The 22,218-nt window shown below is 73.4% G+C and carries 15 protein-coding genes and 1 pseudogene; 5 read left to right on the top strand and 11 right to left on the bottom strand.

The window, feature by feature from the left end; translation table 11 throughout:
* Positions 1-14: 14 nt before the first annotated feature.
* From AC3YO9_RS14665 to metG, 10 genes are all read right to left on the bottom strand, one after another.
* On the bottom strand, positions 15-2,318 hold the full coding sequence (locus AC3YO9_RS14665) for an MMPL family transporter (RefSeq protein ID WP_489983698.1): 2,304 nt from the start codon (positions 2,316-2,318) through the stop codon (positions 15-17).
* A gap of 58 nt (positions 2,319-2,376) precedes the next feature.
* A complete protein-coding gene (locus AC3YO9_RS14660) occupies positions 2,377-2,961 on the bottom strand; it encodes a TetR family transcriptional regulator (RefSeq protein ID WP_489983697.1) in 585 nt (194 codons plus the stop codon).
* A 124-nt stretch (positions 2,962-3,085) separates the two neighbouring features.
* On the bottom strand, positions 3,086-4,879 hold the full coding sequence (locus AC3YO9_RS14655; protein WP_489983696.1) for an ABC-F family ATP-binding cassette domain-containing protein: 1,794 nt from the start codon (positions 4,877-4,879) through the stop codon (positions 3,086-3,088).
* The gene (locus tag AC3YO9_RS14650; RefSeq protein ID WP_489983695.1) at positions 4,879-5,871 is read right to left on the bottom strand and encodes a 4-(cytidine 5'-diphospho)-2-C-methyl-D-erythritol kinase; all 993 of its coding nucleotides are present in this window, start codon (positions 5,869-5,871) and stop codon (positions 4,879-4,881) included. Before AC3YO9_RS14650 ends, AC3YO9_RS14655 begins: the two co-directional genes overlap by 1 nt.
* 44 nt (positions 5,872-5,915) lie before the next feature.
* The gene (locus tag AC3YO9_RS14645; RefSeq protein ID WP_489984069.1) at positions 5,916-6,629 is read right to left on the bottom strand and encodes a nucleoside/nucleotide kinase family protein; all 714 of its coding nucleotides are present in this window, start codon (positions 6,627-6,629) and stop codon (positions 5,916-5,918) included.
* A gap of 5 nt (positions 6,630-6,634) precedes the next feature.
* Positions 6,635-8,737: a phosphate acetyltransferase gene (pta, locus tag AC3YO9_RS14640; protein ID WP_489983694.1), complete on the bottom strand. Its 2,103-nt coding sequence runs from the start codon at positions 8,735-8,737 to the stop codon at positions 6,635-6,637.
* Between the two features lie 117 nt (positions 8,738-8,854).
* Entirely contained in the window at positions 8,855-9,718 is an 864-nt protein-coding gene (gene rsmA / locus AC3YO9_RS14635) for a 16S rRNA (adenine(1518)-N(6)/adenine(1519)-N(6))-dimethyltransferase RsmA (RefSeq protein ID WP_489984068.1), read from the bottom strand.
* Positions 9,715-10,917, bottom strand: coding sequence for a resuscitation-promoting factor (locus AC3YO9_RS14630; protein ID WP_489983693.1), 1,203 nt, complete (start codon positions 10,915-10,917; stop codon positions 9,715-9,717). Before AC3YO9_RS14630 ends, rsmA begins: the two co-directional genes overlap by 4 nt.
* Positions 10,918-11,131: 214 nt before the next feature.
* Positions 11,132-11,965 carry a TatD family hydrolase gene (locus AC3YO9_RS14625; protein WP_489983692.1) on the bottom strand — a complete coding sequence of 278 codons (834 nt, stop codon included), beginning with the start codon at positions 11,963-11,965 and terminating at the stop codon, positions 11,132-11,134.
* The gene (metG, locus tag AC3YO9_RS14620; RefSeq protein WP_489983691.1) at positions 11,962-13,812 is read right to left on the bottom strand and encodes a methionine--tRNA ligase; all 1,851 of its coding nucleotides are present in this window, start codon (positions 13,810-13,812) and stop codon (positions 11,962-11,964) included. The genes AC3YO9_RS14625 and metG overlap by 4 nt, the downstream gene beginning before the upstream one ends.
* A gap of 144 nt (positions 13,813-13,956) precedes the next feature.
* Between metG and pflB the strand changes: the two genes are divergently transcribed.
* From pflB to AC3YO9_RS14600, 4 genes are all read left to right on the top strand, one after another.
* Positions 13,957-16,266 (top strand): formate C-acetyltransferase, encoded by a 2,310-nt coding sequence (gene pflB / locus AC3YO9_RS14615; RefSeq protein WP_489983690.1) that lies wholly within the window; start codon positions 13,957-13,959, stop codon positions 16,264-16,266.
* An 8-nt stretch (positions 16,267-16,274) separates the two neighbouring features.
* Positions 16,275-17,057: a pyruvate formate-lyase-activating protein gene (gene pflA, locus AC3YO9_RS14610; protein ID WP_489983689.1), complete on the top strand. Its 783-nt coding sequence runs from the start codon at positions 16,275-16,277 to the stop codon at positions 17,055-17,057.
* Between the two features lie 122 nt (positions 17,058-17,179).
* Positions 17,180-18,499: a lipase family protein gene (locus AC3YO9_RS14605; RefSeq protein WP_489983688.1), complete on the top strand. Its 1,320-nt coding sequence runs from the start codon at positions 17,180-17,182 to the stop codon at positions 18,497-18,499.
* Positions 18,500-18,555: 56 nt separating this feature from the next.
* Entirely contained in the window at positions 18,556-19,812 is a 1,257-nt protein-coding gene (locus tag AC3YO9_RS14600; RefSeq protein ID WP_489983687.1) for an aminodeoxychorismate synthase component I, read from the top strand.
* On the opposite strand, the gene rsmI is transcribed toward AC3YO9_RS14600, so the two are convergent.
* A complete protein-coding gene (rsmI, locus tag AC3YO9_RS14595; RefSeq protein WP_489983686.1) occupies positions 19,782-20,654 on the bottom strand; it encodes a 16S rRNA (cytidine(1402)-2'-O)-methyltransferase in 873 nt (290 codons plus the stop codon). The genes AC3YO9_RS14600 and rsmI overlap by 31 nt on opposite strands.
* Positions 20,655-20,710: 56 nt before the next feature.
* On the opposite strand from rsmI, the pseudogene AC3YO9_RS14590 reads away from it, so the two are divergent.
* A pseudogene (locus AC3YO9_RS14590) lies at positions 20,711-22,218 on the top strand (dolichyl-phosphate-mannose--protein mannosyltransferase); the annotation flags it as partial.

Here is a 22,218-nt window from a genome sequence, read left to right as displayed (position 1 = left end):
GCCAGCGGAGCAGGTCAGGCGTTGACCGGCTCGCGCTCGTCATCGGTCTGCAGGTGCGGGCGGTCGAGCTTCTCGCCCTCCACGTCGATGTTGGGCAGGATCCGGTCGAGCCACCGGGGGATCCACCAGGCCTTCTCCCCGAGCAGGTACATCACCGCGGGGATGAGCATCATCCGCACCACGAAGGCGTCCAGGAAGACCGCCACCGCCAGCGCGAAGCCCATCGACCGGATGATCGGCTCGTCGATGAGCACGAACGCGCCGAACACCGCGATCATGATGACCGCCGCGGCGGCCACCACCCGGGCGCTGCTGCGGAAGCCGTCCACCACGGCCTCCCGCGGGGAGTAGCCGTGCACGTGCGCCTCCCGCATCCGGGTCACCAGGAACACCTGGTAGTCCATCGCCAGCCCGAACACCAGCCCGATGAGGAAGATCGGCATGAAGCTGATGATGGGCTGTCCCTCGACCAGGCCGAACGCGCCGTCCTGGAAGATCCAGACGGTGGCGCCCAGGGTGGCCAGCACCGACAGCACGAACCCGAGGGTGGCGGTCAGCGGCACCAGCAGGGAGCGGAACACCAGGGTGAGCAGGATGAACGCCAGGCCCACCACCACCGAGAGGTAGATCGGCAGGGCGTCGGCCAGCTGCTCGGAGACGTCCACCGCGATGGCGGTCATGCCGGTGACGCCGATGACGGTGCCGGTGCGCTGCTCCACTCCTGCCTGGCCCTCCCGCAGGTCGGTCAGCAGGTTCTCGGTCTCGGTGTCGGCCGCGCCCTTGGTCGGGGTGACCATGATCTGGGCACCGGTGCCCTCGGGGTTGCTGGCCACCAGCTGGGCGTTGGTGACGCCCGACTGCTCGCCGGCCCAGGTGGCGACCTGGGCGAAGGCGGCGGTGCGCTGGCCTGCGTCGTCGATGCCGCGACCGTCCACCACGATCAGCAGCGGAGCGTCGCGGCCGGGACCGAAGGCGTCGGCGATCAGGTCGGTGGCCTGCCGCTGGGTGGTGTCGGACGACGCGGTGGAGTCGCTGGGCAGGGCCAGGTGCAGGCCCTGCAGCGGAACGGCCAGGGCACCGAGCGCCACCACGCCGATCAGCAGCGCCGCGACGGGTGCCTTGCCGACGAGGCGCGCCCAGCGCACCCCGTTGTTGAGCACCGCGCCGTCGTCCTCGCGCTTGGGCTGGTACTTGCGCACCGTGCCGCCGAACGCCTTGGACTTGAGCATGCCGAGCAGGGCCGGCAGCAGGGTCAGCGCCAGCAGCACCGCCACGAACACCGCGGCCGCCGCGGCCACACCCATGGTGGTGAGGAACGGGATCCGCACCACCGACAGCGCGGCCAGCGCGATCAGCACCGTGAGGCCGGCGAACACCACGGCGGAGCCGGCGGTGCCCACCGCGATGCCGGTGGCGTGCCGGCGGTCGTCGGTGTGCTCGAGCTCGCTGCGGTAGCGGGCCAGGATGAACAGCGTGTAGTCGATGCCCACGGCCAGGCCGATCATGATGGCCAGCATCGGGGTGGTGGAGCCGACCTCGGTGAACGCGGTCATCGCGTAGATGCCGGCGGCGCTCAGGCCCACGCCCCACAGGGCGGTGATGATGGGCAGCCCGCCACCCACCAGGGAGCCGAAGGTGAGCACCAGCACGATGAGCGCCACGGCCACGCCGATCAGCTCGGAGGTCATGCTGATCTCGGTCATGCCGGTGGTGCCGGTGCCGTTGGCCTCCACGGTCAGCCCGCTGCCGGCGGCGGTGTCCAGCACCGAGAACAGCTCGTCGATGGTGGTCGGCTCGACGTCGGCCACGGTGGCCACGTCCAGGTCGAAGGAGATGGTGCCCACCCGACCGTCCGGCGACAGCGGGGACAGCGCCTGGGCGTTGGCCTGGGCCTGCTCCGGGGACAGCCCGGCCTGGCCGGCGGCGGCGACGATCTTCTCGGTCTGCGCCGCGGCGGCCTGCACCGGGTTGACCACCGGGGCCTCGGCCGGCACCTGCGGCAGGCCCTTGAGGTCGGCGACGAGGGCGTCCACGGCCTGGGCGTAGGTCGGCTCTGCCAGCTGGTGGCCGTCCGGTGCGGCGACGACGACCTTGACCGAGGCGGTGTCGAAGGCGTCCTTGGCCCCGGGGAACAGCTGGGACTGCAGGTCAGCTGCCTGCTCCGAGGGGATGCCCGGGATGGAGAAGGAGTCGCTCATGGGCTTGGACGACGTTGCGGCGAAGCCGGCGATGGCCACCATGGCGATGAGCCAGGCGACCAGGAAGAGCGGCCACCGCCGGTAGGCGGTCTGGCCGAGGCGGTAGAGCAGGGTAGCCATGCGGGTTCTCCTGAGGAGTCAGATTGGGCACCGGGTGGCCGGTGCCGACAGCGGCGGGTCAGCTCAGCAGCTCACGAGCCCCCCTCAGCGCCTTCTCGAAGGCTTCCACGAGCGTGCCGTCGTCCTGGGCCAGCCAGTTCTCCATCGCGGCGTCGAGGACGGCACCCACCAGGCGGACCGCGAGCACCGTCCGTGGGCCGTCGAAGGCGTCGCCGTCGCGGGCCCGGATCGCCGCCACTGTCTGGGCGCTCAGTGCGGCCATCCGCTCGTAGCACAGGGTCAGCAGGCGGGGGTTGCTGATGATCACCCGCTTCATCCGCTCTACCTGCGCGCGGGTGATGTCCAGCGGCCCGAGGATCTCGCCGCCGAGCAGCAGCAGGTCCTCCATCAGGTCGCTGCCGCGACGCTCGGAGAGGGTGACCAGGACGTCGCTGGTCAGCTCAGGGGCGGTGCCGAGGACCGCGTCGGCCTTGCCGGGGAAGTAGTTGAACAGGGTGCGGCGGGAGACCCCGGCGAGCTCGGCGAGGTCGTCCATGGTGAAGCCGTCGAAGCCACGCTCGTCGGTGAGCTGCTGGGCGCACATCCACACCCGGTACCCGGTCTGCGTGCGACGCCGCAGCACGGTCTTTGCACTCTGCCCCATAGAGTGCAGTCTTGCAGGCGTCCGTCTCGTTGCCCACGAAAACGACCGTGACGTGCATCTCCGTGGGCTTCGTCACTGGCGCCCGAGTCGGTTCAGTCGAGGGCAGGGTCCCTCGACTGCTGGTTCACTCGAAGGCGGCGGCGAGCTCCATCCACTTCTCCTCGGCGGCTTCCTTCTCCGCCTGCACGGCCTTGAGCTGCACCCCGAGGTCGGCGAGCCGGCCGGCGTCGGTGGTGGCCTCGGCCAGCTGGGCGTGCAGCGCACGCTCCTTCTCGTCCAGCTTGCTCACCGTGCGCTCCACCTTGCTCAGCTCCTTGCGGGCGGCGCGCAGCGTGGCGGCGTCGGGCCGGCTGCCACCGGCGCTGGTGGTGCCGCCGAGGTTGGCCGGCTGGCCGGGGTTGTCGCTGAGGTCGGCGGCCCGGCGCTCCAGGTACTCGTCGATGCCGCGCGGCAGGTTGGTCAGCTTGCCGTCGCCGAACAGCGCCCACACCGAGTCGCACACCCGCTCGGTGAGGTAGCGGTCGTGGCTGACCACCACCATGGTGCCCGGCCAGGAGTCCAGCAGGTCCTCCAGCTGCTGCAGCGTGTCGATGTCCAGGTCGTTGGTCGGCTCGTCCAGCAGCAGCACGTTGGGCTCGGCCATCAGCACCCGGGTGAGCTGCAGCCGGCGGCGCTCGCCACCGGAGAGGTCGCCCACCGGCACCCGCTGCCGCGCCGGGGCGAAGCCCAGCCGCTCGGCCAGCTGCGCGGCGGACATCTCCTTGTCGCCCAGGGTGACGTACTTGGCGACGTCCTCCACCGCGTCGAGCACCCGCATGTCCAGCGGCAGGTCGTCCAGCTCCTGGCGCAGCCAGCCCAGGTGCACGGTCTGGCCCTGGATGCGCTTGCCCGCGGTGGGCTCCACCTCGCCGCCGAGCATCCGCAGCAGGGTGGTCTTGCCGGAGCCGTTCACCCCGACCAGGCCGATGCGGTCGCCCGGGCCGAGCCGCCAGGTGAGGTCGTGGACCAGCTCACGGCCGTCCGGGGTCTGCACGTTGACGTGCTCGAGCTCGAGCACCACCTTGCCCAGACGTCGGGCGGCGAAGGAGGCCAGCGCCACCCGGTCGCGCGGGGGCGGCACGTCGGCGATGAGCGCCTCGGCCGACTCGATGCGGTACTTGGGCTTGGAGGTGCGGGCCGGGGCGCCGCGGCGCAGCCAGGCCAGCTCCTTGCGGGCCAGGTTCTGGCGGCGCTCCTCGGCGGCGTCAGCCTGGCGGGTGCGCTCGGCACGGGCGAACACCCAGTCGGCGTAGCCGCCCTCGTAGGTCTCCACCTTGCCGCCCACCACCTCCCAGGTACGGGTGGCCACGGTGTCCAGGAACCAGCGGTCGTGAGTGACGACGACGAGGCTGGAGCGGCGGCTCTTGAGGTGCTCGGCCAGCCACTGCACGCCCTCCACGTCGAGGTGGTTGGTGGGCTCGTCCAGCACCAGCAGGTCCAGGTCCTGCACCAGTGCGGCGGCCAGGGCGACCCGGCGGCGCTCGCCACCGGAGAGGCCGTCGATGGGGGTGTCCACGCCCAGGGCGTCCACCCCGATGCCGTGCAGCACGTTGCGGATGCGGGAGTCGCCGGCCCACTCGTGCTCGTCCACGCCGAGCGGGGCGAGCACCACCTGGCCGATGGTGGAGCCCGGGGGCAGCACGCCGCGCTGGGTGACCACGGCCTGGCGCAGGCCGCCGGTCTGGCTGACCCGGCCGGAGTCGGGCTGCTCGAGCCCGGTGAGCACCTCCAGCAGGGTGGTCTTGCCGCCCCCGTTGAGGCCGACGACGCCGATGCGCTCGCCGGAGGCCACGCCCAGGGACACCTTGTCCAGCAGCGGCTTGACGCCGTAGGTCTTGGACACCTGTTCCAGGTTGACCAGGTTCACGGGTTGGGCCATCAGCTGTGTGCTCCGGTGCTCGATCGAGTTCGTGGATCAGGGTTTCGGGGGCCGGCGGGGTTGGGGCCAGCCGGGTGTGCGGGCAGCACCCTGGCGCCGGCGACGGGCCCGGCGGCCACCCGCACGGTGCGGCACACGCCGGCTCCGGCGAGCTCGGCGCTCACCCGCACGGCGGCGTCGGCGTTGACGCAGAGGAAGGCGCAGGTGGGCCCGGAGCCGGAGACGATGCCGGCCAGGGCACCGGCCTCGGTGCCCGCGTGCAGGGTGCGGCGCAGGCTCGGGCGCAGCGAGAGCGCGGCGGCCTGCAGGTCGTTGGCCAGCAGCGGGGCCAGGGCCAGGGCGTCGCCGGCGGCCAGGGCGTGCATGAGCGGCTGCACGTCGCCCACCCGCGGCTGCGCGCCCGTCGCCCGCAGCCGGTCCAGCTCGGCGTACACCGCCGGGGTGCTCAGGCCCTCGTGGTCCAGCGCCAGCACCCAGTGGAAGGTGTTGCGGGCCAGCACCGGGAGCAGCTGCTCGCCGCGGCCGGTGCCCATCGCGGTGGCCCCGTGCAGGGCGAAGGGGACGTCGCTGCCCAGCTGGGCGGCCAGCGCGGTCAGCTCCTCGCGGCTGACGTCGCTGCCCCAGAGGGTGGCCAGGGCCAGCAGGGTGGCCGCGGCGTCAGCGCTGCCGCCGGCCATGCCCCCGGCCACCGGGATGCCCTTGGTGAGGGTGATCTCGGCCTCGGCCGGGTGGTGGGTGGTGCGGGCCAGCAGCTGGGCGGCCTGCCAGGCGAGGTTGCGCTTGTCGGTGGGCACCGCTCCTGCGCCCTCCCCCACCACGCGCACCGAGAGGGTGTCCGCGGGGGCCACCGACACGTCGTCCACCAGCGACAACGCCTGGAACACCGTGACCAGCTCGTGGTAGCCGTCCGCGCGCACGTCGCCCACGGCAAGGTGCAGGTTCACCTTGGCGGGAACCCGCACGGTGACGGGAGGAGGGACGACGGCAAGCACGGTGCACCAGCGTAATCGTTGCCGGAGCCACCCAGCGCCGCCCGCTACCCCGCAGGTGCCCGCCGGTGACCGGCGTCACCGTGCTGGCCGAGGTCGAGCGCCACCACCAGGTCCGCGCGGTACCGGGTGCGCGCCACCAGCGCGGCGTTGCGCTCGTCCACCTCCCGCACCCAGGCCTGCGCGGCCTCCGGGGTCTTGCCGTGGCGCACGTGCCGGGCCACCAGCGCGGCACGGCGCTGCTCGTCGTCGGCGTCGAGGAACCACACCTGGTCCAGCAGCGAGCGCACCCGCTCCCAGCCGTCGGCGCCGTGCAGCAGGTAGTTGCCCTCGGTCACCACCAGTCGGGCCGAGGGCAGCACGGCGATGGAGCCGGCCACCGGCTGCTCCAAGGTCCGCTCGAAGCTGGGCACGTACACCGCCTGCTCGTCGGCGGAGCGCAGCCGGCGCAGGACGGAGCGGTAGCCGCCCACGTCGAAGGTCTCCGGTGCGCCCTTGCGGTGCCGCAGGCCCATCCGCTCCAGCTGTGCGTCGGCCAGGTGGAAGCCGTCCATCGGCACTCCCACCACCAGCGGCTCCACCGGCTCGGTGTCCAGCACCACCTGCAGGGCGGTGACCAACGCCCCGGCGAGGGTGCTCTTGCCGGCCCCCGGCGGGCCGGTGATGCCCAGCACCGCCCGCCGCTGGCCCGCGTCCAGGCTGGCGCTCATCAGCTCCTCGGCGGCGGCCACCAGCTCCGGCAGCGGCGGGTGCACCGGCAGCGCGCTCACGGCCGGTCCTGCGCCTGCACCGCGGTGATGGCCACAGTGTTGATGACGTCCTCCACGGTGGCCCCGCGGGAGAGGTCGTTCACCGGTCTGCGCAGCCCCTGCAGCACCGGCCCGATGGCCACCGCACCGGCCGACTGCTGCACGGCCTTGTAGGTGTTGTTGCCGGTGTTGAGGTCCGGGAAGACGAACACCGTGGCGCGGCCGGCCACCTCGGAGCCGGGCAGCTTGGTGGCGGCCACCGAGGCGTTCACCGCGGCGTCGTACTGGATGGGGCCCTCCACCGGCAGGTCCGGGCGGCGCTCCCGCACCCGCGCGGTGGCCTCGCGCACCTTCTCCACCGCTGCGCCCGTGCCGGAGGCCCCGGTGGAGTACGACAGCATCGCCACCCGTGGGGTGATGCCGAAGCGGGCGGCGGTGTCGGCCGAGGCCACGGCGATGTCGGTGAGCTGGGCGGCGTCGGGGTCGGGGATCACCGCGCAGTCGCCGTAGACCAGCACCCGGTCGGGCAGGCACATGAGGAACACCGAGGAGGCGGTGGAGACCCCGGACGCGGTCTTGATGAACTCCAGCGCCGGGCGCAGCGTCTGCGCGGTGGTGTGCACCGCGCCGGAGACCATGCCGTCGGCGTGGCCCAGGTGCACCATCATGGTGGCGAAGTAGGAGACGTCGGTCATCACCTCCCGCGCCTGCTCCAGGTCCACGCCCCGGTGGGCCCGCAGCCGCGCGTACTCCGCGGCGTAGCGCTCCCGCTCGGGCGACGTCTCCGGGTCGAGCACCTCGATGCCGGTGAGGTCCACGCCCGCGGCCCCGGCCAGCTCGCCCACCTGGGCGGCGTTGCCCAGCAGCACCAGCTCGCACACCCCGCGGCGGCGGATGATCTCCGCGGCCCGCAGGATGCGCGGCTCGGTCCCCTCGGCCAGCACGATGCGGCGCCGCTGCGCGCTGGCCTGCTGCATCAGCTCGTAGCTGAAGCGCACCGGCGACATCCGCTCCGGCCGGGGCAGCGCCAGGCGCTCCACCAGCTCGGCGGCATCCACCCCGGCGTTCCACACCCCCAGCGCGGTGGCGATCTTGCGGGGGTTGCCCGGGGCCAGCTCGCCGTGCACCCCACCCACGGCGTGGGCGGCGGTGTAGGTGTCGGTGTCCAGGGCCAGCACCGGGAACGGAGCGGTGGGCAGCAGCGCCAGCACGCTGTCGGCCAGCGGGATGCCGCCGGTGAGCAGCACGGCGGCGGGCACCGGCTGCTGGGCGGACAGCGCCATCGCCACGGTGGCCACCACCACGTCGGCCCGGTCGCCCGGGGTGATCACCAGGGCGCCGTCGGTGAGCAGCGGCAGGACGTGCTCCACCGTCATCGCCGCCACCCGCACCGAGCGGACGTCGCGGTCGAGGTTGGTGCTGCCGCCGATGCGCCGGGCACCCACCGCGGTGGCCACCTCGGCCACGCTGGGGCGGTCGAGCTCGTCGGTCTCGGGCAGCACGTAGACCGGGCGCCCGGACGCGCCGCGGTGCACCGTGGCGCGGGTCTGCTCCACCAGCTCCACCGGCACCCGGTTGACCAGCACCGCGGCCAGCGCGCAGCCGGCGGCCAGCACCTCCTTGCGGGCCAGGTCCACCGACTGCACCAGCGCCGCGGTGTCCTGGCCGGCGCCGCTGACCACGGCCACCACCATGGCGCCCAGGTGGTTGGCCAGCTCGGTGTTCAGGTCCAGCTCGTCGCCCAGGCGCCGGCCGTCGCCGTAGTCGGAGCCGTCCACGATGACCACGTCGGCGCGCGCGGCCAGGTCGCTGTAGGCGGCGACGCAGCGGCGGAACAGCTCGTCGCGCTCCCCGGCCGCCAGCAGCGCCCGGGCCTTGGCGCGCGGCACCCCGCCGCGGGCCAGCTCGGCGGGCACGCCCATGGCGTCGCGGACCAGCACCACCAGCGGGTCGGTGTCCGGGTCCTGCTCGTGGCCGTCCACCGAAGGGCGCGGCTCGGCGAGGGGGCGCAGGAACGCCACCGTGTCGGTGCTGCTGCGCATCAGGGCCAGCAGCCCCACCGACACCAGCGACTTGCCGGTCCCGGCGGTCGCGGCCACCACGTACACCCCTCGGGCCACCGGCCACCCCCGTCAGCTCGTCGCTACCTGCTCACCTGAGGGTCTCACCCCGCGGCACGCACGGCCACGCCCACCGTTGCCGGCGTTGCACGCCCTTGTTGCTGAGCGTTGCCGCGCTCAGCCCTGCTGGGCCAGCGCCACGAACGCGGCCACGTCGAGCTGCTCACCACGGGTGCTGGGGTCGATGCCCGCCGCGCGCAGCCGCCGCTCGGCCTCCACCGGCGAGCCGGCCCACCCGGCCAGCGCGGCCCGCAGCGTCTTGCGCCGCTGGGCGAACGCGGCGTCGACCACCCGGAACACCTGCTTGCGGGTCTGCTCGTCGGTGGGCCACGGCGCCTGCTCGTGCCGGTCCACCCGCACCAGCCCGGAGTCCACCCCCGGCACGGGCCAGAACACCCCGCGCGGAACCGCGCCGGCGCGGGCGACGCGGCCGTGGAAGGACGCCTTGACGCTGGGCACGCCGTAGGTGCGGCTGCCCGGCGGCGCGGCCAGCCGGTCGGCCACCTCGGCCTGCACCATCACCAGGGCGCTGCGCAGGCTGGGCAGCTCGGCGAACAGGTGCAGCAGCACCGGCACCGCCACGTTGTAGGGCAGGTTGGCCACCAGCGCGGTGGGTGCCGCGGGCAGGTCGGCCGCGCGCACCCGCAGGGCGTCGGCGCCGATCACGGTGAGCTTGTCGGCCAGGCCCGGCGCGCGCTCGGCGGCGGTGCGCGGCAGCCGCGCCGCCAGCACCGGGTCGATCTCCACGGCCACCACCGCGGCAGCGGGCTCCAGCAGCCCCAGTGTGAGCGAGCCCAGGCCGGGGCCCACCTCCAGCACCACGTCGTCGGCGCCCACCCCGGCGCTGGTGACGATGCGGCGCACGGTGTTGGCGTCGTGCACGAAGTTCTGACCCAGGGTCTTGGTGGGCCGCACCCCCAGCTCGGCCGCCAAGGTGCGCACCTCGACCGGGCCGAGCAGGGCGGCGCGTTCCTCGCTCAGCGCAGACCCAGCTTGCTCGAGCACGACGGCCACGGGGAGAACCCGCGGCCGGCGGCGACCTTGGAGGCCACGGCGATCTGCTGCTCCCGGGTGGCCTGGTGCGGCAGCGGGGCGTACGCGCCGCCGCCGTTGCTCAACCAGGTGCCGCGGTCGAACTGCACGCCGCCGTAGTAGCCGTTGCCGGTGTTGATGGACCAGTTGCCGCCGGCCTCGCACTGGGCCAGGCGGTCCCACACCGCGCCGTTGGCCACGGCGGGGGCCGGGGCGCCGCCGGACTTGACCACCGCGGCGACCGGAGCGGGTGCAGCAGCAGGGGCGGGGGCCGGGGCGGGCGGCGGTGGGGCGATCTTGGTGCCGACGCGGGTGACGCCGGGCACCGGCGGGGCGGTGACGGCCGCGGCGACCTGCTCGCGCGCGGTCTCCACGCCGTTGGTGGTGGTGACGCGGAAGGTGACGGTCTGCGCGCCGTCCACCGGCTTGGTCTGCACGGCGGTGCGGCCGGTCTCCAGCGTCGGGTCGTCCACCTTCTGCACCGGCGCCGGCAGCGGCTGCTGGGCGATGACCTCGGTGGTGCGCACCCGGGTGATGTCCACCCGCATGCCGTCGGTGAGCGGGGCGGCCAGGTCGGCCGAGGCGGCGTCGCGCTCCACCAGCGCCAGGTTGCGCTCGGCCAGCAGCTCACCCACGGTGGCCGCGGTGGTGCGCACCTGGTGCAGGGCGCCGGCGTCGGCCACGGTGACGGTGCGGGGGTTGGCCACGCTCAGGGTGGCGCCCTCCAGGGGCAGCCGGGTGGCGCGGGAGGCGGACAGCTGCACGTCCCCGCCGGTCAGGCGCAGCTCGGCCAGCGCCTCGTCCACGGTGAGCGCGGTGGTCCACATCGACCGGGTCTGTCCGTCCACGGTGAGCTCCACGTGGCGGCCGCGGCGCAGCACCACGGTGTCGCCGTCGGTCACGGCCGAGTCGGCCGCGGGAGCCAGGGCGTCGTGCTCACCGACGCCGAGGCCGGCCGCCTTGAGCACACCCTCGACGTTGCTGGACATGGTGGAGACTGTCCGCTCCTCGCCGTCGACCTGCACGGTGACGGTCTTCTCCATGGCGATGGCGGTGCCGGCGCCGGCCCCGACGGTCAGCACCAGGGCGGCGACGACGGAGCGGGCGAGTCCTGCTCGGCTGAGGGTCACACGGTCGAGCAGGGGCACGCGGGTCGTCCTGACGTCGGAGCGTCCGGGCAGGGGCGTGCGGTGGCACGAGACCGGAGAGGGACCCAGAGCTGCTGCCGCACCGGAACTTCCCCATCCCGGCTAGTCGATCACGGCACGGTAACGGGCCGGTGTCTGTCTGGGCAAGAACAGGTCTCAACTCATGACGTGTGTCACTAGGACGTGCGGGCGGTCCTCGCGGCCGCGGCGCTGCTCACAGCCCGTAGACCCGCCGAGCGGTGGCGGTGGTCGACGCGGCCAGCTCGGCGGGGTCGTCGCCGCGCAGCTCGGCCAGGGCCCGCACGGTGTAGGGCAGGCAGTAAGACTCGTTGGCGGCGCCGCGGTAGGGGTGCGGGGTGAGGAAGGGGGCGTCGGTCTCCACCGTGAGCTGCTCGGCGGGCACCAGCAGCGCCGCCTCCCGCAGCGCGTGGGCGTTGCGGAAGCTGACCGTGCCGGACAGGCTGATGACGTAGCCGGCGTCCACCGCCTCGCGGGCCACCGCGGCGTCGCCGGAGAAGCAGTGGAAGATCACCCGCTCCGGAGCGCCCTCCTCGCGCAGCACCCGGAGCACGTCGGCGTGCGCCTCGCGGTCGTGGATCATCACCGGCTTGCCCACCCGCTTGGCCAGGTCGATGTGCCAGCGGAAGGCCTCCTCCTGGGTGGCGAGGTCGGCGCAGCCCTCCAGCTTGCCCGGCCAGTAGTGGTCCAGCCCGGTCTCCCCCACTGCCACCGTGCGCGGATGCCGGGCCAGCTCCTCCAGGTCCTTGCGGGCGGCCTCGTCCAGGGCGTTGGCCCGGGTGGGGTGCAGCGCGGTGGCCGCCCACACCCGCTCGTCCCACTCCGCGGCCCGGGTCACCCAGTGCGCCGAGGCCAGGTCGTCGGCGACGGTGACCACCCGGCCCACCCCGGCGGCGGCGGCGCGGTCCACGATGGCGCGCACGTCCTCGGCGGTGCTCGCCCCGCACGCGTCCAGGTGGGTGTGCGCGTCCAGCAGCGGGCTCAGCGGCTCCGGCGCCGGGGGTGGGCCGGAGCGGGATCGCTTGCTCACGGGTTGACCGGCGCCCACTCCGGGCCGGTCTCGCCCAGCTTGGGGTCAAGCTTGGTGAACAGCGGGGTGGGCTTGTGCAGCTCGGTGCCCGCGGCGATCTCGGTGCGGCCCCAGCGCGCCTGCTCGCTGGCGTAGTCGCCCATGATCACCGGGTAGGAGTGCCCGGCCTCCGGCAGACCCACCCCCACCAGCGGCTCGGCGAAGCCAGGCAGCACGTCGTCGGTCACCTCGTGGATCTGCGGCTGCGCCGCCCAGGTGCCGCTGCCGCCCAGGGCGGTGTGCACCTGCTGGGCGGAGTGCGGCAGGAACGGGGTGAGCAGCGCGTTGGCGTCGGAGACCACCTGCAGCGCGGTGTGCAGCACGGTGGCCTGGCGCTCGCGGTCCTCCTCGGTGCCGGACTTGCCGAGCTTCCACGGCTCCATGTCGGAGATGTAGCGGTTGGCCAGCGTCACCACCCGCATGGCCTCGCCGGCAGCCTGCTTGAACCGGCTGCGCTGCAGCAGCGCGCCCACGGTGTCGAAGGCGCCCTCGGCGGCGCGGAGCAGCTCCACGTCGGCCTCGCTGCGGGTACCCGGCTTGGGGATGGCACCGAAGTTCTTGTGCGCCATGGACACCGAGCGGTTGACCAGGTTGCCCCACTCGTTGGCCAGCTCGAAGTTGGTGCGCCGGACGAACTCGTCCCAGGTGAAGTCGGTGTCCTGGTTCTCCGGGCCGGCCACCGAGATGAAGTAGCGCAGCGCGTCCGGGCCGTACTCGGCCAGGAAGTCGCGGACGTAGATGACGGTGCCGCGGCTGGTGGAGAACTTGGAGCCGCTCATGGTGAGGAACTCGCTGCTGACCACCTCGGTGGGCAGGTTCAGCCGGCCCAGCTCACCGGGGCTGCCGCCCTTGGCGCCCTTGCCGTCGTAGCCCAGCAGCTCGGCCGGCCAGATCTGGCTGTGGAAGGTGATGTTGTCCTTGCCCATGAAGTAGTAGCTCAGCGCCTGCGGGTCGCACCACCACTCCTGCCAGGCGTCGGGGTTGCCGGTGCGGTGCGCCCACTCGATGCTGGCCGAGAGGTAGCCGATGACGGCGTCGAACCAGACGTAGAGCTTCTTGTCGCCGCGGTCGGCCCAGCCCTCCAGCGGGATGGGCACGCCCCAGTCGATGTCCCGGCTCATGGCCCGGGGGCGCAGGTCGGCGATGAGGTTGAGGCTGAAGCGCAGCACGTTGGGGCGCCAGTCGGTGCGGCCCTTGAGCCAGTCGGCCAAGGCGTCGGCCAGCGCCGGCAGGTCCAGGAAGAAGTGCTCGGTCTCCACGAACTTCGGGGTCTCGCCGTTGATCTTGCTGCGCGGGTTGATCAGGTCGGCCGGGTCGAGCTGGTTGCCGCAGTTGTCGCACTGGTCCCCGCGCGCGCCGTCGTAGCCGCACAGCGGGCAGGTGCCCTCCACGTAGCGGTCGGGCAGGGTGCGTCCGGTGGACGGGCTGATGGCGCCGGTGGTGGTCCTGGGCACCAGGTAGCCGTTGCGGTGCAGCGTGCGGAACAGCTCCTGCACCACCGCGTAGTGGTTGCGCGTGGTGGTGCGGGTGAACAGGTCGTAGGACAGGCCCAGGTCGGCCAGGTCCTTGTTGATCACCCGGTTGTAGCGGTCGGCCAGCTCCCGGGTGCTCACCCCCTCCTTCTCCGCCTGCACCAGGATCGGCGTGCCGTGCTCGTCGGTGCCGGAGACCATCAGCACCTTGTTGCCCGCCATGCGCTGGTACCGGGCGAAGACGTCGGAGGGAACGCCGAACCCCGAGACGTGCCCGATGTGACGGGGACCGTTCGCGTAGGGCCAGGCGACGGCGGTGAGCACGGTGTTGGACATGGTTGCCAGCCTAACGAGGGCGCACCTGGGCCGACGCAGCCGCCGGGGGTGCGCCCGGCGCGGGAAGCGTCGGCGCTCGACAGGTGTTGAACCAGGCAAGGCCGGGCCGGTTCCAGCGACCCACGTTCCGGGCCGGCTCCCCCAGTGACCAGACGGGAAGGAGCTGGAGTGACCACCGACGTCCGCGAGCGCCGCGCACCCGCGCCACAGGATCCCGTGCAGAACAACCGGGACCCCTGGCGCGGCTTCCGCAGGGGCGACTGGTGCGACACCATCGCCGTGCGCGACTTCATCACCGCCAACTACACCCCCTACACCGGTGGCCCGGAGTTCCTCGAGGGACCGACCGAGCGCACCCGCAGGGTGTGGGACAGGCTCACCGCGATGTTCCCCGCCGAGCGCGAGCGCGGGGTGCACGACATCGACACCCACGTGCCGGGCTCCATCACCAGCCACGGCCCCGGCTACATCGACCGCGACCACGAGCTGATCGTGGGGCTGCAGACCGACGCCCCGCTCAAGCGCGCGATGATCCCCAACGGCGGCTGGCGGATGGTGCAGAGCTCGCTGGACGCCTACGGCTACGAGGCCGACCCCCAGGTGCGGGAGATCTTCACCAAGTACCGCAAGACCCACAACGACGGGGTGTTCGACGCCTACACCCCGCAGATCCGCGCGGCCCGCAAGAACAAGATCATCACCGGGCTGCCGGACGCCTACGGGCGCGGCCGGATCATCGGTGACTACCGCCGCGTCGCGCTGTACGGGGTGCAGCGGCTGGTGGAGGTCAAGCAGGCCGACCTGCACGCCCACGACGACCTGCCCGCCACCGAGGACGTCATCCGCACCCGCGAGGAGCTGGCCGAGCAGGTCCGGGCCCTGCACGACCTGCAGACCATGGCCGCCGCCTACGGCCACGACATCTCCCGGCCGGCGGCCACCGCCCGGGAGGCCGTGCAGTGGCTGTACTTCGGCTACCTCGCCGCCACCAAGGAGCAGAACGGCGCGGCCATGTCGCTGGGGCGCACCAGCACCTTCCTGGACGTGTACCTGCAGCGCGACCTCGACGCCGGCGAGCTCACCGAGGCACAGGCGCAGGAGCTGATCGACGACTTCGTCATCAAGCTGCGGATCATCCGCTTCCTGCGCACCCCCGCCTACGACGAGCTGTTCTCCGGCGACCCCACCTGGGTGACGGAGAGCCTCGGCGGCATCGGGCTGGACGGGCGGCCGCTGGTCACCCGCACCTCCTTCCGGTACCTGCAGACGCTGTACAACCTGGGTCCCGCCCCGGAGCCGAACATGACGGTGCTCTGGTCCCCGGCGCTGCCGGCAGGCTTCAAGAGGTTCTGCGCCCAGGTCTCGCTGGACACCAGCGCCATCCAGTACGAGTCCGACGAGCTGATGCGCCCGCGCTGGGGAGACGACACCGCCATCGCCTGCTGCGTCTCGCCGATGACCGTCGGCCGGTCGATGCAGTTCTTCGGCGCCCGGGTGAACCTGGCCAAGACGCTGCTCTACGCCATCAACGGCGGCCGCGACGAGCTCACCGGCGCCCAGGTGGCGCCACCGGCACCGGCCGTGACGGGTGAGCGGCTGGACTACGACGACGTCCGCGCCAAGCTCGACGCCATGATGGACTGGTTGGCCCGGACCTACGTGGACGCCCTCAACGTCATCCACTACATGCACGACAAGTACGCCTACGAGGCGCTGGAGATGGCGCTGCACGACTCCTTCGTGCACCGCACCATGGGCTGCGGCATCGCCGGGCTGTCGGTGGCGGCCGACTCGCTCTCCGCCATCAAGCACGCCGACGTGCGGCCGGTGCGCGACGCGCGGGGGCTGGTGGTCGACTACGTGACCACCGGGGAGTTCCCCACCTACGGCAACGACGACGACCGCGCCGACGCCCTGGCGGTGGACCTGGTGGAGACGTTCATGGCCAAGGTGCGCCAGCAGAAGACCTACCGCGACGCCGAGCACACCCAGTCGGTGCTCACCATCACCAGCAACGTGGTCTACGGCAAGAACACCGGCAACACCCCGGACGGTCGCCGCGCCGGCGAGCCGTTCGCGCCGGGGGCCAACCCGATGAACGGCCGCGACCGGCACGGGCTGGTGGCCGCCGCCCTCAGCGTGGCCAAGCTGCCGTTCGACTCCGCCCGCGACGGGATCTCCCTGACCGAGACCGTGACCCCCACCGGCCTGGGACGCACCCGCGGCGAGCAGGTGGACAACCTGGTCGGCGTGCTGGACGGCTTCGTCGCGTCCTCGGGCTTCCACATGAACGTCAACGTGCTGGACCGCGCCACGCTGGAGGACGCGATGGAGCACCCGGAGAAGTACCCGCAGCTGACCATCCGAGTCTCCGGCTACGCGGTCAGCTTCGTCCGGCTGACCCGCGAGCAGCAGCTCGATGTCATCAACCGCACCTTCCACCAGGGCTTGTGAGGGGCTGGGTGACCACCGCACCTGTGCTGCTGCCGGACCCGGTGCTGCCCGACCACGCCGATGAGCTCACCGGCGCCGTGCACTCCTGGGACATCTCCACCGGGGTGGACGGCCCCGGCACCCGGTTCGTGCTGTTCGTGGCCGGCTGCCCGCTGGCCTGCGCCTACTGCCACAACCCGGACACGCAGATGATGCGCAGCGGCACCCGGCACACGGTGGCGGAGACGATGGCCCGCATCGCCCGCTACCGGACGTTCCTCACCACCGCCGGGGGTGGGGTGACCATCTCCGGCGGGGAGCCGCTGCTGCAGCCCGCCTACACCGAGGCGGTGCTGCAGCGGTGCACCGAGCTGGGGCTGCACACCGCGCTGGACACCTCCGGCGCGCTGGGTGCGCGGGCCAGCGACGCCCTGCTCGACGCCACCGACCTGGTGCTGCTGGACGTCAAGGCCATCGACCCCGCGCTCTACACCGACCTGACCACCGGGCAGCTGGAGCCGACGCTGCGCTTCGCCGAGCGCCTGGCCGCCCGGGGCCAGCACGTGTGGGTGCGCTTCGTCCTGGTGCCCGGGGTGAACGACGCGCCCGAGCACGTGCGGAAGCTGGCGTCCTACGTGGCCTCGCTGGGCAACGTGGAGCGGGTGGACGTGCTCGGCTACCACCTGCTCGGCCGGGAGAAGTACGCCGCGCTGGGCAAGCCCGACCGGCTCGCCGGAGTGCCGGCCGCCACTGCGGCACAGGTGGACTCGGCGCGACAGCGCTTCGCCGACGCGGGGCTGCACGCGCCGTGACCGCTCCGCCGCGCTTTGGCTACAGGTGTGCACCGACGCTGGGCTAGAGTCCGTGGTGCTCGTCACACACAGACAGTCCTCTGTGGCCTCGTGGGCGCTGGGGGCTTCACGATTGGACTCTCATGCGACACCGACGCCGGCTGTTCCAGCTCCCCGTCCTCACCATGGCGGCCGTGGCGCTGACCGCCACCGCCACCGCCGTGCCCGCGCAGGCCGCACCGGCGCCCGCGCCCACCCAGGCAGTCCCGACCGCCCCCACCGCCTGCGCTCCCACCGCGGACTTCTACACCCCGCCGGCGGGGCTGCCCGCCGGCAACGGTGACCTGATCCGCTGCGAGAGCTCGGCGGTGATCACCGACCCGCTCACCCGGGGCACCCTGCCCGCCGCGGCCACCCGGATCATGTACCGCAGCAACGACACCCAGAACCGGGCGATCGCCGTCACCGGCACCGTCTTCTCGCCCACCGCCGCCTGGACCGGCGCCGGCGAGCGACCGCTGGTCACCTACGCGGTGGGCACCATCGGCCAGGGCGATCAGTGCGCGCCGTCGGTGCTGTTCAACCAGGGCCTGCAGTACGAGCTGCTGTTCATCAGCCAGATGCTGGACAAGGGCGTGGCGGTGGTCGTCACCGACTACGAGGGCCTGGGCACGCCCGGCGTGCACACCTACGTGGACCGGGTCTCGCAGGCGCACACCGTGCTCGACGCCGCCCGTGCCGCCCAGCGCACCCCCGGCTCCGGAGTGTCGGCCAGCGCCCCCATCGGCATCTACGGCTACTCCCAGGGCGGCGCCGGATCGGCCTCGGCCGCAGAGATGGCCCCCAGCTACGCCCCCGAGCTGAACCTCAAGGGCGCCGCCGCCGGGGACGCCCCCGCCGACCTGTCCACCGTGGCACCGGCGATCGACGGCAGCACGCTGTCCGGCCTGATCGGCTACTCCATCAACGGCCTGTCCAAGGTCTACCCCGAGCTGGTGCCCGAGCTGGACAGGCTGCTCAACGAGCAGGGCAAGCGGCTGCTGGCCGAGACGCAGAACCAGTGCGTGGGCGAGACCACGCTGCGCTACGCGTTCCAGCAGACCAGCAGCTTCACCGTGAGCGGGCAGCCGGTCGGGTCGTTCCTGGACCAGGAGCCGTTCGTCTCCGCGGTGGCCGCCCAGCGCCTCGGTCGGCTGACCCCCACGGCGCCGGTCTACCTCTTCCAGGGCGCCAACGACGACGTGATCCCCGCGCCGCAGGCCCGTCAGCTGGCGACGGACTGGTGCGCCCTGGGCGCCACCGTGCAGTACAACGAGCTGGCCATCCCGCCGGTCTTCCCGGGCACCGGCATCGGCCACGTGCTGCCGGCGGTGCTGGGTGCCGGCGACGCGCTGCGCTGGCTCTACGAGCGCGTCACCGAGGCCACCCCTGCAGCCACCTCGACGTGCGCCGGGCAGGGCTGAGCGCCTGAGCAGCCCCCGGAGCCGGTCTGAGCGACCGGCTCGGGGAGGCTGTGCGGGTGCACGTGCAACGGCTGGGCGGCGGGGCGTCCCCCCAGGCGGTGCTGCGCGGGCTGCACCGCCGAGCGCAGCGGCTGGGCGTGCCCGGCCCGGCCGCGCTCACCGGCCAGTGGTTCGGCTCCGCGGCGGTGCTGGCGCCCAGCGTGGACGTCACCCCCTGCGACCCGTCCGCCGCCTTCCCCCCGGCTGGGCCCACGCCGGGCCCCGCCGGCGCGATCGGTGGGGGTTGGATCGGCTACCTCGCCTACCCCGACGCCGCGGGCGCCGCGCTCGCGCCCGCGGCGGGCGGCTGGACCAGCTGCGTGCTGCGGCTGGACACCGGCGGCACCTGGTGGTTCGAGAGCCTCACCGGCGAGTCCTGCCCGGCTGAGCTGGCCGCGGTGGTCCGTGCCGGCGCCCCGGAGCAGGCCTGGGCGGTGCGCTGGCAGGCCCCCGACGCCGCCGCCCACCAACAGCGCGTCCGCCAGTGCCGGGCAGCCATCGCCGAGGGCGAGGTGTACCAGGCCTGCGTGTGCACCCGCTTCACCGGCGCGCTGGCCGGCGAGGCGGTGCAGCTGTTCACCGCCGGGGTGCACGCGCAGGACCCGGCGCGGGCGGCCTACCTCGCCGGCGACTGGGGCGCGGTCGTCTCCTTCTCCCCCGAGCTGTTCCTGGCCCGCCACGACCGCGTGGTCAGCTCCAGCCCCATCAAGGGCACGCTGCCCGCGCACCGCAGCGCCACCGACCTGCGCGCCTCGGCCAAGGACGTGGCGGAGAACGTGATGATCGTGGACCTGGTGCGCAACGACCTGGGTCGCGTCTGCCGCCCGGGCAGCATCACCGTCCCCGACCTGCTCGCCGTGCACCCCGCGCCCGGGGTCTGGCACCTGGTCTCCACCGTGCGCGGCGAGCTGCGCCCGGACGTCACCGACGCCGAGCTGCTGGCGGCCACCTTCCCGCCCGCCTCGGTCACCGGCACCCCCAAGGGCCGGGCCCGGCAGCTGCTGGCCGGCTGGGAGGACGGCGCCCGGGGGATCTACTGCGGCACCGTCGGCATGGTCTCGCCGGTGGCCGGCCTCGAGCTCAACGTGGCCATCCGCACCGTGGCGGTGGCCGCCGACGGTGCGGTGGAGCTGGGCGTGGGCGGGGGCATCACCATCGACTCCGACCCGGCGGCGGAGTGGCAGGAGTGCCTGGACAAGGCCGCCGCCACCACCGGGCTGAGCCCCTCCACGCCGCTGGCGCCTCAGTCGCGGGCGGCCAGCACCGCCTCGTAGAGCTCCCGCTTGGAGCCGCCGTTGCGCTCGGTCACCTGCGCGCAGGCGTCCTTCAGCCGCAGCCCGGTGTCCACCAGCTCGTCCACCATCGCCACCAGCTGCTCCATCGCGGGTGGGCCGGCGGGCGCGGCGCCGGCGAGCACCACGGTGATCTCCCCGCGCACCCCCTCCGCCGCCCACTCGGCCAGCTCGCCGAGGGTGCCGCGGCGCACCTCCTCGTAGGTCTTGGTCAGCTCCCGGCACACCGCGGCGCGGCGGTCGGCGCCGAGCACCGCCACCGCGTCAGCGAGGCAGTCGGCCAGCCGGTGCGGGGCCTCGAAGAACACGCACGCCCGTTCCTCCGCGCGCAGCTGGGCCAGCCAGGTGCGCCGGGCGCTGGACTTGCGCGGGGGGAAGCCGTCGAAGCAGAACCGCTCGCACGGGATGGCGGACAGCGCCAGCGCCGTGGTCACCGCCGAGGGCCCGGGCAGGCAGGTGACCGGCAGGTCCTCCGCCACGCAGGCCGCCACCAGCCGGTAGCCGGGGTCGCTCACCGACGGCATGCCCGCGTCGGTCACCAGCAGCACCGTGCGCCCGGCCGCGACCTCGGCCACCAGGGCCGGGGCCTTGGCCGTCTCCACCGCGTCGTAGAAGCTCACCACCCGCCCGGCGATGCGCACGTCCAGCGCCGAGGCCAGCTGCTTGGTGCGGCGGGTGTCCTCGGCGGCCACCACGTCGGCGGTGGCCAGGGCCTCGCGCAGCCGGGCCGAGGCGTCACCGGCCTGGCCCATCGGGGTGGCGGCGAGCACCAGGCGGCCGGGCGCGCGTTCAGCGGAGGTGCTCGAGGGGCCTTCGGTGGTCACCGGTAGAGCCTACGATTGCCGGGTGACCCTGCTGGCCGACGCGGTACCCGACCGAGCGCGCACCAGCCCCCTCCGCCCCTCCTGGCGGGACGACCCGCCCTCCGACCGGCTGCGCGGCTGGGTGGTCACCCTGGTGCTCACCGCCATCGCCGCGTTCACCCGCTTCTACCGGCTGGGCAGCCCCACCGACGGCGGCACCCCCATCTTCGACGAGAAGCACTACGTGCCGCAGGCCCACCAGGCGCTCACCAACGGCGGGCTGGAGGACAACCCCGGCTACGAGCTGGTGGTGCACCCCCCGGTGGCCAAGCAGCTGATCGCCGCCGGGGAGTGGATCTTCGGCTACAACGCGGTGGGCTGGCGGTTCGCCTCCGCCGTGGCCGGGGTGGTGCTGGTGCTGCTGGTCGTCCGCATCGTGCGGCGGATGACCCGCTCCACGCTGCTGGGCGGGGTGGCCGGGATCCTGCTCATCTGCGACGGCATGTCGTTCGTGTCCTCGCGGGTGGGGATGCTGGACATCTTCCTGGCCCTGTTCGTGGTGGCCGCCCTGGGCTGCCTGGTGGTCGACCGCGACCAGGTGCGCGCCCGGATGCGCACGGTGGTGGAGCAGGGACGCATCGGCGACTCCCCGTGGGGGCCGCGCCTGGGCGTGCGCTGGTGGCGCCTGGGCGCCGGGGTGATGCTCGGCATCTCCTGCGGCACCAAGTGGAACGGCGCCTTCTTCATCGTGTTCTACGGCCTGCTCTGCGTGGGCATGGACGTCGCCGCCCGGCGCAGCGCCGGCGTGCAGCGCCCGTGGGTGGGCACCCTGGTGCGCGACGTCGGCCCGGCGCTCTACGCCCTGGTCGCCATCCCGCTGCTGGTCTACCTGGCCACCTGGTGGGCGTGGTTCGGCAGCGAGACCGGCATCGACCGCTGGGTGGTGGGGCAGAAGGTCGGCACCGGCGGCCCGTTCGGCTTCGTGCCCGACGCGCTGCGCGCGCTCTGGTACTACAGCGGCCACGTGCTCAGCTTCCACTCCAACCTGGTGACCCCGGCGGGCAGCCCGCACCCCTACGAGTCCAAGCCGTGGACGTGGCCGATGGGGCTGCGGCCGATGCTCTACGCCTACTCCGCGGGCCCGGACGTCAGCGGCTGCGGCGCGGCCAGCTGCGTGTCCGCGGTGATGCTGGTGGGCACCCCGGCCCTGTGGTGGCTGGCGCTGCCGGTGCTGGCCTGGTCGCTGTGGCGGGCGGTGTTCGGCCGCGACTGGCGCTACACCGTGGTGCTGGTGGGCTACGGCGCGGCGTTCCTGCCCTGGTTCACCAACCTGGACCGGCAGATGTACTTCTTCTACGCCATGGCGATGGCGCCGTTCCTGGTCATGGCCGTCACGCTGGTGCTCGGCGACGTCCTCGGCCGGGCCCGCGCCGGCCTGGAGCGCCGCCGCACCGGGCTGCTGGTGGTGTGCCTGTACGTGGGCCTGGTGGTGGCCAACTTCGCGTGGCTCTACCCCATCCTCACCGGGGTGCCCATCACCGAGTCGCACTGGCAGAACGAGCTCTGGCTGCCCAGCTGGCGCTAG

This window comes from Rhodococcus sp. Z6_132, assembly GCF_058133635.1.
The sequence above is the reverse complement of the archived record's forward strand: the minus strand, read 5'-3'. Positions and strand labels throughout refer to the sequence as shown.